This window comes from Solidesulfovibrio fructosivorans JJ] (assembly GCF_000179555.1).
GTDB lineage: Bacteria > Desulfobacterota > Desulfovibrionia > Desulfovibrionales > Desulfovibrionaceae > Solidesulfovibrio > Solidesulfovibrio fructosivorans.
Window position 1 is genome coordinate 15,366 of sequence record NZ_AECZ01000032.1, and the last position, 14,624, is coordinate 29,989.

Annotated in this window: 11 protein-coding genes; 5 read left to right on the forward strand and 6 right to left on the reverse strand. The window is 63.4% G+C overall.

Annotation, left to right across the window (positions count from 1 at the left end; all coding sequences use genetic code 11):
- The first annotated feature begins 140 nt into the window (after positions 1-140).
- Positions 141-3,359 (forward strand): DEAD/DEAH box helicase, encoded by a 3,219-nt coding sequence (locus DESFRDRAFT_RS16965; protein WP_005995985.1) that lies wholly within the window; start codon positions 141-143, stop codon positions 3,357-3,359.
- 742 nt (positions 3,360-4,101) lie between these two features.
- The gene (locus tag DESFRDRAFT_RS16970) at positions 4,102-6,165 is read left to right on the forward strand and encodes a cache domain-containing protein (RefSeq protein WP_005995986.1); all 2,064 of its coding nucleotides are present in this window, start codon (positions 4,102-4,104) and stop codon (positions 6,163-6,165) included.
- Between the two features lie 141 nt (positions 6,166-6,306).
- Here DESFRDRAFT_RS16970 and DESFRDRAFT_RS22585 read toward each other — a convergent pair whose 3' ends face one another.
- From DESFRDRAFT_RS22585 to DESFRDRAFT_RS16995, 5 genes are all read right to left on the reverse strand, one after another.
- Positions 6,307-6,687, reverse strand: coding sequence for a SpoIIAA family protein (locus DESFRDRAFT_RS22585; RefSeq protein WP_005995988.1), 381 nt, complete (start codon positions 6,685-6,687; stop codon positions 6,307-6,309).
- Positions 6,688-6,914: 227 nt separating this feature from the next.
- The gene (gene feoB, locus DESFRDRAFT_RS16980; RefSeq protein ID WP_005995990.1) at positions 6,915-9,104 is read right to left on the reverse strand and encodes a ferrous iron transport protein B; all 2,190 of its coding nucleotides are present in this window, start codon (positions 9,102-9,104) and stop codon (positions 6,915-6,917) included.
- Between the two features lies 1 nt (position 9,105).
- Positions 9,106-9,336, reverse strand: a complete 231-nt coding sequence (locus tag DESFRDRAFT_RS16985) for a FeoA family protein (RefSeq protein ID WP_005995991.1) — start codon at positions 9,334-9,336, stop codon at positions 9,106-9,108.
- Positions 9,337-9,798: 462 nt separating this feature from the next.
- A complete protein-coding gene (locus tag DESFRDRAFT_RS16990) occupies positions 9,799-10,086 on the reverse strand; it encodes a hypothetical protein (RefSeq protein ID WP_005995992.1) in 288 nt (95 codons plus the stop codon).
- A 154-nt stretch (positions 10,087-10,240) separates the two neighbouring features.
- Entirely contained in the window at positions 10,241-10,672 is a 432-nt protein-coding gene (locus DESFRDRAFT_RS16995) for a nucleoside 2-deoxyribosyltransferase (protein ID WP_005995993.1), read from the reverse strand.
- 242 nt (positions 10,673-10,914) lie between these two features.
- Here DESFRDRAFT_RS16995 and greA point away from each other — a divergent pair, with 242 nt between their 5' ends.
- On the forward strand, positions 10,915-11,403 hold the full coding sequence (greA, locus tag DESFRDRAFT_RS17000; RefSeq protein ID WP_005995994.1) for a transcription elongation factor GreA: 489 nt from the start codon (positions 10,915-10,917) through the stop codon (positions 11,401-11,403).
- Between the two features lie 78 nt (positions 11,404-11,481).
- Here greA and DESFRDRAFT_RS17005 read toward each other — a convergent pair whose 3' ends face one another.
- Positions 11,482-11,979, reverse strand: coding sequence for a DUF1269 domain-containing protein (locus tag DESFRDRAFT_RS17005; protein WP_005995995.1), 498 nt, complete (start codon positions 11,977-11,979; stop codon positions 11,482-11,484).
- A gap of 372 nt (positions 11,980-12,351) precedes the next feature.
- On the opposite strand from DESFRDRAFT_RS17005, the gene DESFRDRAFT_RS17010 reads away from it, so the two are divergent.
- Both DESFRDRAFT_RS17010 and DESFRDRAFT_RS17015 read left to right on the forward strand, forming a co-directional pair.
- Positions 12,352-12,813 (forward strand): cache domain-containing protein, encoded by a 462-nt coding sequence (locus DESFRDRAFT_RS17010; RefSeq protein ID WP_005995996.1) that lies wholly within the window; start codon positions 12,352-12,354, stop codon positions 12,811-12,813.
- Between the two features lie 31 nt (positions 12,814-12,844).
- On the forward strand, positions 12,845-14,623 hold the full coding sequence (locus tag DESFRDRAFT_RS17015) for a methyl-accepting chemotaxis protein (RefSeq protein WP_005995997.1): 1,779 nt from the start codon (positions 12,845-12,847) through the stop codon (positions 14,621-14,623).
- The last annotated feature ends 1 nt before the right edge of the window (position 14,624 follow it).

Consider the following 14,624-nt stretch of genomic DNA (forward strand, 5'->3'; position numbering starts at 1 on the left):
GTTCGCGATTATTACGTTCCCAAACGGTCCGGAATCTGTTATTGGGCGCGCCTTGTCCCGGGTTCCGCCCGTTTTCGACCGCGTTTTTCCAAAGCTGTGCCCAACGGGACAAGCCATGCCCCTTAAGGAGTCGTAGGCCCATGGCCCCTGGAACCGAAGAAACGAAAATAAAATCACTGCTCTCGGAGTTCGTCCGGGAAACGATACCGGAATACATCCTGGACGGCTCCCACGCCATTGTGGCCGCGGACGGCATCCAAAAGCTTTCCATCAACAAGCACGACCACTACTGGGACGTGGAAGGACAGGTGCAGGGCGACGATTTCCAGGTTTATGCCTCGGAAGTCTCGGTCAACCTCAAGGAAGGCACCATCAATTTCTTCTGCAACTGTCCGGATTCGTTCTCCGGCGTGTGCCGCCACGTCGGGGCCACGGCCCTGCAGTGCATCCGAAACCTGGACGCCGCCGAGGGAGGCGACGCCGAAAGTCCGGCCGTGCCGCGCAGCGAATGGCGACAGACCTTCCGCACCTATTTCTCCTCGGAGCCCGAACCGGAACCCGGCCGCCACTATCTCATCTTCCGCTTCCACCCCGAGCCAGGCCGGCTCCAGGTGGCCTTTTTCCGGGCCCGGCAAAACAAGTCCGGCATCTCGCAGGTCCACTCCGAGATCACCCTGGAACAGATCATCAAGAATCCGGACTGGTCCGAGCTGTCGCCCAAGCTGCCGGTGGTGGCCGAAATGCTCTACCACCACCTGGATTACGCCGGGCACCGGGTGGAGCTGCCGCCGGGACTGCTCGCCTGGTTTTTCTGGGCCATCGGCAAGGAATACTACCTCTACTGGCGCGACACCGAGCAGCCCGTGCGCATCGAGTCCAAGACCATGCGCCTGCAACTCGCCCCGAAACTCGCCGACGACGGCCTATCCTTCGACATCCTGCTCGGCAGCCCCGGCAAGTCGCCCTTCTCGATCCTCGGCCAGGAAGTCTATTTCTACGGCCAAATGCCGATCTGGGTCTGCTGGAAAAACGCCTTCTATCCGGTGCAGACGGGGCTGCCGCCGCAGCTCGTCTCGGACATGGTGCAGCAGCCGCCGTTTATTCCCACGGCCGACGTGTCGGAATTCCTGGACCGGGTCTGGACGCATCTGCCCATGGCCGACCTGTACGGCCAGGAAGAATTCCTGGTCAAAATGCAGCCCTTCTTCGTGCCGGCCACCTACGATCCCAAGATATTCCTGGACGAGGAAGGCAGCCTGCTCACCTTGCAGATCCAGAACATCTACCAGACCGAGCACGGCGAGATCACGGTGCCGGGCCCCAACCCCGACCTCATGACCGCCTCCTACCTTTACGAGGGCCGCTCCTATCTCATCGCCCGGGACTGCAACCACGAGCAGACGCTCATCAACATGCTCATGGACATGCGCTTCCAGGCCAGAAACAACGCCAACTGGTTCCTGGAGACCGAGGAGGCCATCGTCTTCCTCCTCGACGCCTATCCCAAGCTGGTGGAGAAGTACCGGGTTTACGGCGAAAAGAACCTGGCCCGCTACAAGGTGCGCCTGTCCACCCCGGTCATCGTGGCCGAGGTGGAGTCCAAGGAAGAGGAGAAGTGGTTCAACCTCGACTTGCAGGTGGCCTACGACGACCAGCGCGTACCGATCGAAAAGATCTGGAAGGCCTGGACCCAGGGCAAGCGCTACGTGCAGCTCAAGGACGGCTCATACACCAGCCTGCCCGAATCCTGGCTGGAGAAGCTGGCCCACAAGCTGCGGGCGCTCGGCTACGACACGGACAAGCCGCCCCAGACGAAATTCAAACAGTTCGAAGCCCCGGTGCTGGACAAGATCCTCGAGGACCTGCCCGAGGCCCGCACGGACTCGTTCTGGAACAACCTGCGCCAGAAGATCCACAGCTTCCGCGAGATCGTGCAGGTGCATCCGCCGCGGGGCCTCACCGCCGACCTGCGCCCCTACCAGCTTCAGGGCCTGTCCTACCTCAACTTCCTGCGGGAATACGGTTTCGGCGGCATCCTGGCCGACGAGATGGGCCTCGGCAAGACGATCCAGACCTTGTCGTTCATCCAGCACAACGTGGAGCGCGGGATCAAGGGCCCGAACCTCATCGTGGTGCCGACCTCGGTCCTGCCCAACTGGGAGCGCGAGGCCGGGAAATTCGTGCCGGACCTGCGCCAGCTCATCATCTACGGCGCACGGCGCGAAAACATGTTCAAGAAGATCGGCGAGTCCGATCTGGTCATCACCACTTACGCCCTGCTGCGCCGGGACCTCGACGAACTGCTCAAGCACGAGTTCGCCACCATCATCCTGGACGAGGCCCAGAACATCAAGAACCCCAACACGATCACGGCCCGTTCCGTGCGGCGCCTGTCCGGCAAGACGCGCCTTTGCCTGTCCGGCACGCCCATCGAGAACAACCTCTTCGAGTTGTGGTCGCTCTTTGAGTTCCTTATGCCGGGTTTTCTCGGCGGCCAGAACGCCTTCCAGCGCGGCATCGTCAAGCCGATCAAGGACGGCGACGAGGAGACCCTCGACTACCTGCGCGGCCGGGTGCGGCCGTTCATCCTGCGGCGCACCAAGTCCGAGGTGGCCAAGGACCGGCCGCCCAAGGTGGAAAACGTCTACTACTGCAACCTGCTCGACGAGCAGCTCGACCTCTACGCGGCCCTGGCGAAAAAGCTCAAGGAACAGGTGCTGGCCACGGTGGACGAAAAGGGCATGGCCAAGTCGCAGATGTCCATTCTCGACGCCCTGCTCAAGCTGCGCCAGATCTGCTGCCACCCGAGACTGCTCAAGCTCGACCTGCCCGGTGTGAACACCAACCTGCCCTCGGGCAAGTTCGACGCCTTCAAGGACCTGATCACGGACTGCATCGAGGAAGGCCACAAGGTGCTCGTCTTCTCGCAGTTCGTGCAGATGCTCCACATCATCCGCTCGTGGGTGACCATCAGCCAGATTCCTTTTGCCTACCTCGACGGTTCGAGCAAGGACCGCTTCGATCAGGTCGACCGGTTCAACGAAGACGAGAACATCAAGGTGTTCCTCATTTCGCTTAAGGCCGGCGGCACGGGGCTCAACCTCACCAGCGCCGACTACGTCATCCACTACGATCCCTGGTGGAACCCGGCCGTGGAAAACCAGGCCACGGACCGCACCCACCGCATTGGCCAGCAGCGGCAGGTGTTCTCCTACAAGATGATCTGCCAGAACACGGTGGAGGAAAAGATCCTCAAGCTGCAGGAACAGAAAAAGGACGTGGCCGAGGCCATCATTCCGGGCCAGGACGCATTCAAGTCCCTGACCAGGACCGACCTGGAGTCGCTGTTCGAGGTGTAGGCGGGATACCGCCATTACAACAGAAAGGGGGCCGCCGGCCCCCTTTTTTTGTGCCGTGGCCCCGTCATCGTCGCCCCGCCCGGCATGACAAATCTGTCAAAATACGCCGAAGGCAAAACAGCGCTGCCCGGTTGTCCCCAAGAAGCCCCGACGCCCAACAGGCGCGCCGGCCGGGTGGGACGCCCCGCTTTTTCAACGCAACGCGCAAGCGGGGGGGCTTCCCCTTTTCTTCCGGTCCGTTCCGCATCGCGCATCAAGCAACAGTCGGGAGAAACGGAGGCAATCCAACCTCCCGCGCGGCAATACATTGCCCGACGCGCCACATGCCGTTGCGACAAGGCCGTCTTCTTGGCGCGACGACCGCCCCGCCATGGACCATGGCGAATATAACCATCATAACTTCTCTTCAAGCATCTTTTCCTGCCCGGCATTTCAAGTCCTGCCCGTCATGCCGCTCTTCTCCATAACTTCTGTTCAAGACAAAATATTCCGGCGCATTCCCCTCGCTTGCGGCCAGGTCCTGCATAACTCCGACATGGCTGTCGCATATGACGAAAAGTGGGACTCACCTCTTTGTCTCGAGGATGTTAAAAAAAATATCTTCGTGTATTCATAAACAGTTCCACCATGATTCTCTTCCGTCCCAGGCATGATGACTTGATATAAATAACGTTTTTTGTAAATTTTTATCAAATATGATCCGGCGACATGCACATTCTACGACGCCCCCCGGAGAGGCACCATGACCACCACCGAGACCCCGCGCGACACCCATACCCTCCTACAGCTCATGCCCGGCGTCCTGGCATATAAAGATGAGCTTAACGCCCTCAATAAGCAGTGGATTCGAACGACGCTCACCGGCAAGATCAATTCCAACCGGGTCGCCGCCACCCTGATCGACTTCATGGAGGGCACCCAAAGCAAGTTCCTCATCCTCCAGGACAAGCTCATCGCCGCCCTGGCCGAGGAAAACAGCAAGAAAACGGCCCTGGCCATGGCCGGCATGTCCCAGGTCGCCATCGACATCCTGAAGCGCAACCTGTTCGAGCGCACGGCCGACGTGGGGTTTCTGGCCACGGACGACGACATCGTCGAGTTCCTCCGCCTGCCCGAACCCGACGCGGACGGCGTGCGGCGCATGGAAGCGCGGCTTAGGGCCTACCGGGACAAATACACGGTCTACGACGAAATTGTCATCCTCGACACCGAAGGCCGGATTAGAGCCCATCTGGACAAGACGGCCGACGTGCGCCGCAGCGCCGATCCGCTTCTGGCCGAAGCCCTTTCCCGGGACGGCTACCTGGAAACCTTCCGCCCAAGCGACATCCGGCCGGGCAAGGGCGCCGCGCTCCTCTACTCCCACCGCATCCTGCGCCCGGACACCGGAGAGGCGCTCGGCGTCTTGTGCCTCTCCTTCGATTTCACCGGAGAGATGGCAGGCATCGCCACAAACCTCCTGCGCGACCTCAAGGCGGTCCTGTGCATCCTGGACGATCGCGGCAAGGTCATCTCCACGAGCGATCCCGGCCGCATCCCCCCCGGCGCGACACTCCCCATGGCCCTGGACCGTCAATTCGCCCTGGCCAACATCCGGGGGCGGCAATACCTGGCCAAGACGGCCCGGACCAACGGCTACCAGGGGTTCGTCGGCCTGCCCTGGTTCGGTCATATCCTTTTTCCGGTGGACACGGCCTTTGGCGACAACGACGACAGTGGACCGGGGGAACGGGCCGGCCCGGACAACGGACAGGACGCGGGATTCCTTTCCGGCGCGCTCAAGGAAATCGACGACGACGCCGACGACATTTTAAGCGACCTTGGGCTGGTGGTCCTAAACGGCGAGGTCATGGCCGCCAAGCAGATCGTCAACGCCGACCCCGTAATCCGCCAGGAGGCCAACGCCCTGCCGCCCGTGCTCGGGGCCATCCACCAGGTAGGCGAGAAGATTCGCGGCGTCTTTGCCGAGTCCATCCTCAGTCTCCAGGAAACGGTCCGGTCCTCGCGCCTGGACGACGCCCGCTTCCTCGCCTCGCTGGCCATCGACATCATGGACCGCAATCTCTACGAGCGGGCCAACGACTGCCGCTGGTGGGCGCTCAACTCCACCTTCCGCCGCACGCTGGCAGCCGCCGGCCGGCCGACGGAGGAGGACCGCCGCCGGCTGCACGACATCCTGGCCTACATCAACGCGCTTTACACCGTGTACTCCACCCTCATCCTCTACGACGCGCACGGCACGGTCGTGGCCGTCTCCGACCCGGAGGCTTCGGGACTCGTCGGCAGGGAACTCCCCGGCTGCTACGTCAAGGACTGCCTGCGCCTGCGCGATCCGCAGCAGTACTGCGTCTCCGACTTCGACGCCTGCGGGGAATACGCCGGCAAGGACGGCATGACGCGCCACACCTACATCTACAACGCCGCGGTGCTGCACCCGGACGAGAGCGGCACGGCCGTCGGCGGCATCGCCATCGTTTTCGACAGCCAGCCGCAGTTTCGGGCCATGCTGGAAGACGCCCTACCACGGGACGAGGACGGGAACGTTTCGGACGGATGCAGCGCCTTTTTCGTGGACCGGGACCGGCGCATCATCAGCAGCACCGACGAGGCCTGGAAGGTGGGGGAGACGCTGACGCTCGGGGATTTCCGGCTCGAGCTGGAAAACGGGGAACAACGCTCGGACATCGTCACGGTCGACGGCGTGCGGCGCATCGTCGGCTGCGCCATGTCGAGCGGTTACCGGGAATACAAGCGCGACGGAATCTATGCCAACGACGTGGCCGCCGTGGTGGTGATCGACGTCTGAGTCGCCACCGGAAGGGGGAGGCCCCAGGCACCGGGACAATAAAACGCCGGCGCGCCTGGGCACGGCTCGATCGCCTCGGGACATCGCCGATTTGCCGCTTGGCCGCCCCCCCCCCGCTCTTCGCGTCTCCGCCCTGGGCTGTCAGCCGCGCACGAAGGCCCAGGCGTCATCGAGATCGGCCACGTCGAAATACTTTTCGACCAGCCCCTTTTCCGGGTCGCCGAACACGGCATTGTCCAGCTTGACCAGAAGCTTCATGACGCCGCTGTCCGCCACCACGGCGATATGCCGGATCTTGGCCATGTTGGCAAAGCCGTAGCGGGCATCGGCCACAAAAGCGGCAAACTCGCTTTGCGAGACCTTGAGTTTGTCGATCTTGCACAACACGTTGATGCGGTCATACCCGGCCTTGAGGGCATCCTCGAAGGCTTTTTTGAACTGTTCCACATCGTCCTTGGTGTACCCGCCGCTGATCTCCACCGCCAAAACGTCTCCGGATGTACCTTCGAGAATTTGAAACACGGCCAAGACCTCCTGATGCAGGGTTGAGCCCGGTGCGCACGCCTCCTGTTGTGATACTTCCCGCGTTAGCCCAGAAAAGGGAACCGGGGCAAGCCCGCAAACGAGTTTCCCCGGCTTGATCCGAAAAACCGCGCGCCCGGGGCGAGGAGCCGACGGGCGCGTGGAAAAGGACGGCGGCGCGGCGATGCGGGGTGCACACCACCGCGCCAGGGGGAGATGGAAGGCGGTCAGGCCATGACCGCCGTGCCGATCTGGTAGATGGCGACCGCGACCACGTAGGCGAAGCACAGCCCGCCGACCACGGAGAAGGTCGCCCACTTCCAATTGGATTCCCTGGCGATGACCACCACCGTGACCATGCAGGGCGTATAGAGCAGCATGAAGGCAAAGACCGAAAGCACCGCCGGCATGGTCCAGGCCCGGTCGGCGGCCAGCTTTTCGCTGAGCGGCTGGGCCTCTTCCGGATCGACCTCGCCCATGGAATAGGCCGTGGCCATGGTGGAGACGAAGACCTCCTTGGCCGCGAACGCTCCGATAAGCGCAATATTGGCCTGCCAGGGGAACCCGGCCAGGTTGGTCAGAGGGGTGAGCGCCTCGCTCACGCGGCCGGCCACGGAATATTTGAGCGCGGCCTCGTTCTGATCGTCCTCGACGCCTTTCTGGGCATCCTCGGTCAGCGCCCCCAGTTCCTCCTCGCTTACCTGCGGATGCTCGGCCTTGACCGTCTGGGCGATCTGCTCCTTCTGGGTATCGTACTTGGCCACCGTATCCTCGGGCAGTTCCGGGAAGGTCATGACCGCCCACATAACGATGGACACGGCCAGGATGACCGTTCCGGCCTTTTTCACGTACTGCCAGACGCGTTCCCAGGTATGGAGCACCACGCCCCGCAGCGTGGGCAGGCGGTAAGGCGGAATCTCCATGACGAAAGGCGTGCTCTCGCCCTTGATCAGGGTCGAGCGCAAAAGCCGGGAGACGAGCAGCACGAAGGCCCAGGCGGCCAGCACGATGAAGAACATGGCCCGGGTGGAATTGCCCGGGAAAAAGGCGGCCACAAGCATGAGATAGGCCGTGGTCTTGGCCCCGCAGACCATGAAAGGCGCGGTCAGGATGGTGGCCAGCCGCTCGCGCGGGCTGCGAAGGGTCCGCGCGCACATGACGCCGGGCACGGCGCAGCCGCCCGGGATGCCGCCGGACATGATCAGCGGCATGACCGACATGCCGTGCAGGCCGAAAATGCGCAACACCCGGTCGAGCATGTAGGCCACGCGCGCCATGTAGCCGAGGTCCTCCAGGAAGACCAGCATGGCGAACATGATGCAGATAAGCGGCGTGAAGCCGATGACCGAGCCCACGCCGCCGATGATGCCGTTGACGATAAGCGATTGCAGGTAGCCGTCGGGCAGATACGTCGTGGCCAGGCCGCTTAGGGCGTCGAAACCGGACTCGATCCAGCCCTGGGGATAGGCCCCAAGAGCGAACGTCACCTGGAACATCAGATACAGCACGGCCAGCATGATGAGCGGGCCGAGCATCTTGTGCGTGACGATACGGTCGATGGCGTCGGAGTTGTTGCGGCGCAGCTCGTCGCCGCCAAGCACGACCCCCTGCTTGATGATGCCGTTTATATAGCCGTAGCGCCAGTCGGCGATGATGGCGTCGGGGGTGGTGGCGCTGTTTTTGCGGGTGGTCTCCTCGGCCTCGGCGCAAAGGGCCAAAAGCGCGTCATGGGTGGGGCCGGCGGCCTTGCCCTCGGTCATGACCTGCTCGTCGCTTTCCAGGTACTTGACGGCCACCCAGCGCGGATCGTGGCGGGCGGTCAGAAATTTCGCGTCAGCGATGAGCGCGGACATGCGGTCGAGAATGGGATCGAGGTCCGGGCCGTAGTTGAGGCGGATCGGCGTCCACTGCCCCTTGCTCTTGGCCGCGACCTCGGCCACGGCCCGCATGAGCTCCTTTCGCCCCTGCCCGACGCGGGCCACGCACGGCACCACCGGCACGCCAAGCAGCTTGGACAGCTTGTCGGTGTCGATGGTCACGCCGCTGCGCTTGACCTCGTCCATCATGTTGAGCCCGAGCACCAGCGGCGCGCCGATCTCCATGAGCTGCACGGCCAGATAGAGGCTGCGCTCCAGGGCCGTGGCGTCCATCATGTTGATGACCACGTCGGGATGCTCGTCCACGATGACGTTTCGGGCGACGAGCTCCTCCATGGAATAGGAGGTCAGGGAATAGGTGCCGGGCAGGTCCACCAGGTGGCTGACCTGGTCGGCGTCCCGGTAGGTGCCTTCCAGGCGGTCCACGGTGATGCCGGGATAGTTGCCGACCCGGGCCTGGCCGCCGGTGATGGCGTTGAACATGGTGCTCTTGCCGCAGTTGGGCTGGCCGGAAACGGCGACACGGATGGGCTGCGCCATGCTAGAGCGCCTCCACGGTAATGTAGTCGGCCTCGCTGTTGCGCAGCGACAAGGAAAATCCTTTCATTCGCAGTTCAACCGGATCGGTCAGCGGCGCGCGGCCGATGACCATGACCTGGGTGCCGGGCACAAGCCCCATGTCCCGGATACGCCGTCCCAGCTCGCCGCCGGCGGTCACCGCCCGGATACATCCTTTCTGATTGACGCACAGTTTCCGCATCGAAATCGTCATTTGTCTCCCCTCCTTTCCAGCGACAGGCGCTTCGGAATCGGCATGGTCCCGCCGCTTTCACGCCCCGGCCCGGATGTGATCGGGCCCTTTGCGTGGTGCGAGGATGGTGTAAATGATATTCAATATCATTGTCAACAAGGTTCGCAGTCCGCTTCGAGAAAAAAGAGTTCGCCCCACCCTCCCTTTTTTTTGGAGATAGCGCGGTCAATATATCGAAATTTTACAGATATTTTAAAAACCCGGTGTTCCTCCCCCTGTACGCCCCGTACGGCCCATTCCCAGAAACCGGCGGCGCACGCCCGACCGACCCGACCAGCAAGGTGGCCCGAAACGAGGCAACGGTGTGCAACGAACGTCGGAGAAAGGCGTGTGAAATCCGCCGTGCATACAGTAAATAATGCGCCGGCCCGCCGTCCGTGCAAACGGCTTATCCGGGCACGGTCGCGAAAAAGGAAGGTGGTGTCAGATGAGCGGGCAAAAAGCGCCCGTGGCGACATGCTCGGCCCATGGGCGCGCTTCGGCCGGCGCGGCGGCGGGTTCCGCCGACGCTTCCCCGGCCTCCCGCAGCTGGTGCAGACGGTCGCGCAGCGGGCCGGCGTAGGATCGCGCGATGCCCTGGGCGGTCATCATATCCTTGAGTCCATGCCGTCTGGAAAAAGCCAGACGCACGTTGTCGCCGCCGTCGAGGTACACGCGGCAGCACAGGCACTCCACCAGATAGCGAAGCGGATCCTGGCATGTTTCGGTCATGACCGGCGCCATCCCTGTGTTCATTGGTTGTGCGACATGACGCTGCGTGCGCAGTGAGTGTCACGGACCTTATGCCAAACGGAACAGCGTTGGCAAATGAAAATTTGGTCAGCCCCCGGTCGGCGAAAACGCGCCCGCCAACGGCGTCAGGCGGTCATTTGGCGGCAACAGCGGCCATGGCCTCCAGAAGCGGCGCTTCGTCTCGAAACGTCCGGGCGCAGGCGCATTCGATCATGCAGTTGACCAGGGAATGGACTGTATCCCCGGCCACACGGAAATCCGTGCGCAGGCCCCAGACCGGGATGCCCCGGGCATGGGCGTAGCCCGCTTCGAACGCGGTGCCGTCGTCGACCTGGGCCCCGTCGAGCACGGCCACGACCAGATCGCAGCCGTCGACCCCGGCCAGACAGCCCCGGAAAATGTGCTCCTTGGCCGCCGGCCCCATGGCGGGCAAATCGTCGTCCGTGAAAAAATCGCCGGGCCACAGGGCGACGACTCCGGGCAACGCGGCGGCCTGATCGCGCAGGCGGGCCATGAACCGACGCTCGGCCAGGCTGAAAAGCGGTCCGGCCAGATAGACGCGCATAAGCTTGCTCCTTTGCGGCGCAACCACGCCGCCGGGGCACCATAGTCCGCGGAAGCGGGCCGGGCAACCGGCCGCGCCGCCCCCCCATCTGCCGCCTTGACCGACGCCGCGGGATCGTCTAACCAGGAAGCCGTGCGTGGGGTCGCGTTTTCCCCACGCCCTTTTTTCACGGCCGCGTCCGTCCGGGCGGGGCCGTTGTCGTTAATTTTTTTCCCGACAATCCAACCGATCCAAGGTACGAAATGGACAGCATTCCTATTACCGTCCAAGGCTTCAAGCGACTCGAACGCGAACTGGAGCGTCTCAAGAAAGAACGCCCGGAAGTGATCCTGGCCATCAAGGAGGCCCGCGAGGAGGGCGATCTGCGCGAGAACGCCGGCTACGACGCCGCCCGCGAACGCCAGGGGATGCTCGAAGCCCGCATCAACTTCATCGAATCGCGCATGCCGCGCTTCAACGTCATCGATCTGGCCACCCTGGATGGCGAACAAGTCATTTTCGGGGCCACAGTGGAAATCGAGGACGTGGACACCGGCGACGTCAAGAAATACACGCTGCTTGGCCCGGACGAAGCCGAACCGAGCAAGGGCTCCATCTCCATCCTGTCGCCGGTCGGCCAGGCGCTGCTCGGCAAATACGAAGGCGACGAGATCGTGGTGGAAGCGCCCCGGGGCAAGATCAATTACGAGATTATCTCCATCGCCTTCTACGGTCCCATCGAGCAAGACTAGCCGGGGCGCGCGCCGACGCTGAAAGGCCCCGTTGCTTGCGCGACGGGGCCTTTTCGTTGGAAGCGTCCTTTTCTCCGGTTACGCCCCGGCCTGGGCGGCGCTGAGCGCGGCTTGCAGCTTGTCCTGGTCCTCGTGGGAAAGCGAGGTCTGGAGCACCTTGCCGCCCGTGCCCTTGAGCTCTTCGAGCACCTTGTCCGCGGTCATCTTGCGGATGAGCACGAACAGCATGGAAGTGCCGGGTTGCAGGGTGTCGGCCAGCTTTTTCATGAAGTCGTCGTTGATGCCGACGTCGGACAGCGCCCCGGCGGCCGCGCCCGAAGCCGCGCCGACCACCGCGCCAAGAACCGGCATCATGAATATGAGCCCGATCAGCGCGCCCCAGAAGCCGCCGCCGATGGCCCCGGAAGCGGCCAGGTGGTACATCTGCTCGAGCTTGATCTTGCCCTCCTGGTTCTTCACGGCCACGACCGCGTCCTCCAGATCGACCAGATACTCCTTTTGCATCTTGAGCAGCTTGAGGCGCACCGTTTCGGCTTCGAACATGTCGTCATAACCCACGACAATCAAATCACTCATATCTGCTCCTTATTGGCTGTTTGCCGTCGCCCGGTCCGGGCGCGGAATGCTCCATTATCGAATGCCGTATTTCCGACCGGTTGGCAACACGCGTCGCGCGTCGCGCCGTCGACGCCGCACCGCGATCGGACCGTCACGGGCCACGCCTCGCGGACGCGGACAGCCAAGCAAGCGGAAATCTTCCCCACAGGCGCGGCGGAAAGGCGAAAACGGGAATGCGCTCCGCCCAGGCCCTTGCGTGAAAAACGCGCCCGAAAGTATGCGGCAACCCCGTATTTCAAAAAAAACCTTGCCAATATTCCACCCCCCTCCTACGTAAAATAGCATGTCCCCTTTAACCGGCGGGTCGGTCCCGCATCCAAGGAGGCTCCTATGAAACGGTTGTCGCTTATCCTTTTGTGCCTTGTCGGCTTAAGCCTTGTCGCCGCTCCCCTTTGGGCCCAGAACCGCGGGACCAAGAAAGAGGCCGAGGCCATGGTCAAAAAGGCCGTCGCGGCCATAAAGGCCGACGGCAGGGAAAAGGCCTTTGCCGCCATCGACGATCCCAAGGGCCCCTTTCGCGACCGCGACCTGTATGTCGTGGTCTACGATCTGCAAGGCAAATGCCTGGCCCATGGGGCGAACTCGAAGCAGATCGGCAAGGATCTCATCGGGCTGCGGGACCCGGACGGCAAGTTCTTCGTCAAGGAGCGGGTGGAGCTGGCCAAGACCCACGACAGCTTCTGGCAGGACTACAAGTTCATCAACCCCATGACCAAGCTCATCGAGCCCAAGTCCATGTACATGGAAAAGGTCGGCGACATCCTGGTCGGTTGCGGCATCTACAAACCGTAACCACCTGTTGCGGAGACGAAACGAGGTCGCCATGAACGGAACGCGTATGGGAACGCGGATCATCGGAGCCTTTCTTCTCGTCTCGGCCATCGCCCTGGCCGTGGGCGCCATCGGCTATCAGGGCCTGCGCCAGACGTCGGGCTCCATGGAAGACATCGTCAAAGAGCGCCTGCCGACGATACCGGCGCTGCTGCGCATCGGCACGGCCCTGCGCGAGATCATCGTGGCCCAGCGCACCCTGCTCGTGCCCGGCATCGACGGCGCGTTCGCGGCCGAACAGACGGCCACCGTGAAAAAGGCCCGGGAAACGATCAAGGACGCCATGGAGGCCATCGCGACCTCGCCCAAATCCGCCGAGGAAAAAGCCCGCATCGACGCCCTGATCGCCATCCTGCAAAAGACCCGCGAAGCCAACGACACGCTCTTCGCCAAGATCGAGGCCTGGGAAAAGGACAAGGCCGACGTGCTGGCCATGATGGACGTGCTGGCCACCACCACGGACATGCGGGCCACCCACAAGGCCAGCCTGAACGCCCTCGACGCCGCCATCGACGCCGCCGTGGCCGCCTCGGGCGAGGTGTACAAACAGGCCACCGCCACCTCCCGCGCCGACAAGCGCAACATCCTGCTCGGCATGATCATCGGCGCCCTGCTGTCCCTGGCCTTCGGCATCGGGCTGACCCGCATGATCACCCGTCCCCTGGGCAACCTCGTGCGCTACGCCGACGACGTGAGCCGGGGGCAGCTCGACCGGGAGTTGCAGGTCACCTGCTCCGGCGAGCTGCGCCAGCTCGCCGACGCCCTTACGCGCATGGTGGACGAACTCAAACGGCTTCTGGCCGAAGCCACGGAAAAAGGCGAACAGGCCAGCCACGAAACCGACCGGGCCCGGGTGGCCATGGCCGCCGCCGAGCAGGCCCGCAACGAATCCGCCGAAGCCACCCGCCGGGGCATCGCCCAGGCCGCCTCGGAAATCGAAAAAGTGGTCTCTGTGGTCACCACGGCCTCGGAGAGGCTCTCCTCCCATATCGCCCTGACCAGCCAGGGCATGGCCAAGCAATCGGACCGGCTCAGCGGCACGGCCACGGCCATGGACGACATGTCGCGCACCATCACCGGCGTGGCCGAAAGCGCCGGCCAGGCCGCCCGCACGGCCGAGGACGCCAAGGGACAGGCCCAGCAGGGTGAGACCGTGGTCGGCTCGGTGGTGACCGGCATCGCCGAGGCCCAAAAACTGGCCCTGGGCCTCAAAAAAGACATGGCGGCCCTGGGAGGGCAAGCCGAAGGTATCGGCCGGGTGATCGGCGTGATCAACGAGATCGCGGACCAGACGAACCTGCTGGCCCTCAATGCCGCCATCGAAGCGGCCCGGGCCGGCGACGCGGGACGCGGCTTCGCCGTGGTCGCCGACGAGGTCAGAAAACTGGCCGAAAAAACCATGGTGGCCACCAAGGAAGTCGACGTGGCCATCCACGACATCCAGAAGGGCGCGCGCACCAACATCGAAGGCGTGGACAGGGCCGTGGCCGCCATCGAGGCCTCGACCGGACTCGCCAACACCTCGCGCGAGGCCCTGGCCGCCATCGTGGGCCTCATCGAGCTGACGTCCGGCCAGGTCGCCTCCATCGCCGAAGCCTCCCAGCGGGAGGCGGCCGAAGGCGATGAGATCGACCGCTCGATCCAGGACGTCACGGCCATCGCCGCCGACACGGCCCAGGCCATGGACCAGGCCACCCAGGCCGTGGGCGAACTGGCCCGACAGGCCCATGTGCTCCAGCAGCTTGTGCTGGACATGCAGCGCCAGGCGTAAG

What these genes read in the sequence shown, in the direction of transcription:
- DESFRDRAFT_RS16965 (WP_005995985.1), top strand. Translation starts at nt 141, where the DNA reads ATGGCCCCTGGAACCGAAGAAACGAAAATAAAATCACTGCTCTCGGAG.
- DESFRDRAFT_RS16990 (WP_005995992.1), bottom strand. Translation starts at nt 10,086, where the DNA reads ATGACCGAAACATGCCAGGATCCGCTTCGCTATCTGGTGGAGTGCCTG.
- DESFRDRAFT_RS16970 (WP_005995986.1), top strand. Translation starts at nt 4,102, where the DNA reads ATGACCACCACCGAGACCCCGCGCGACACCCATACCCTCCTACAGCTC.
- DESFRDRAFT_RS16995 (WP_005995993.1), bottom strand. Translation starts at nt 10,672, where the DNA reads ATGCGCGTCTATCTGGCCGGACCGCTTTTCAGCCTGGCCGAGCGTCGG.
- DESFRDRAFT_RS17010 (WP_005995996.1), top strand. Translation starts at nt 12,352, where the DNA reads ATGAAACGGTTGTCGCTTATCCTTTTGTGCCTTGTCGGCTTAAGCCTT.
- greA (WP_005995994.1), top strand. Translation starts at nt 10,915, where the DNA reads ATGGACAGCATTCCTATTACCGTCCAAGGCTTCAAGCGACTCGAACGC.
- feoB (WP_005995990.1), bottom strand. Translation starts at nt 9,104, where the DNA reads ATGGCGCAGCCCATCCGTGTCGCCGTTTCCGGCCAGCCCAACTGCGGC.
- DESFRDRAFT_RS16985 (WP_005995991.1), bottom strand. Translation starts at nt 9,336, where the DNA reads ATGACGATTTCGATGCGGAAACTGTGCGTCAATCAGAAAGGATGTATC.
- DESFRDRAFT_RS17015 (WP_005995997.1), top strand. Translation starts at nt 12,845, where the DNA reads ATGAACGGAACGCGTATGGGAACGCGGATCATCGGAGCCTTTCTTCTC.
- DESFRDRAFT_RS17005 (WP_005995995.1), bottom strand. Translation starts at nt 11,979, where the DNA reads ATGAGTGATTTGATTGTCGTGGGTTATGACGACATGTTCGAAGCCGAA.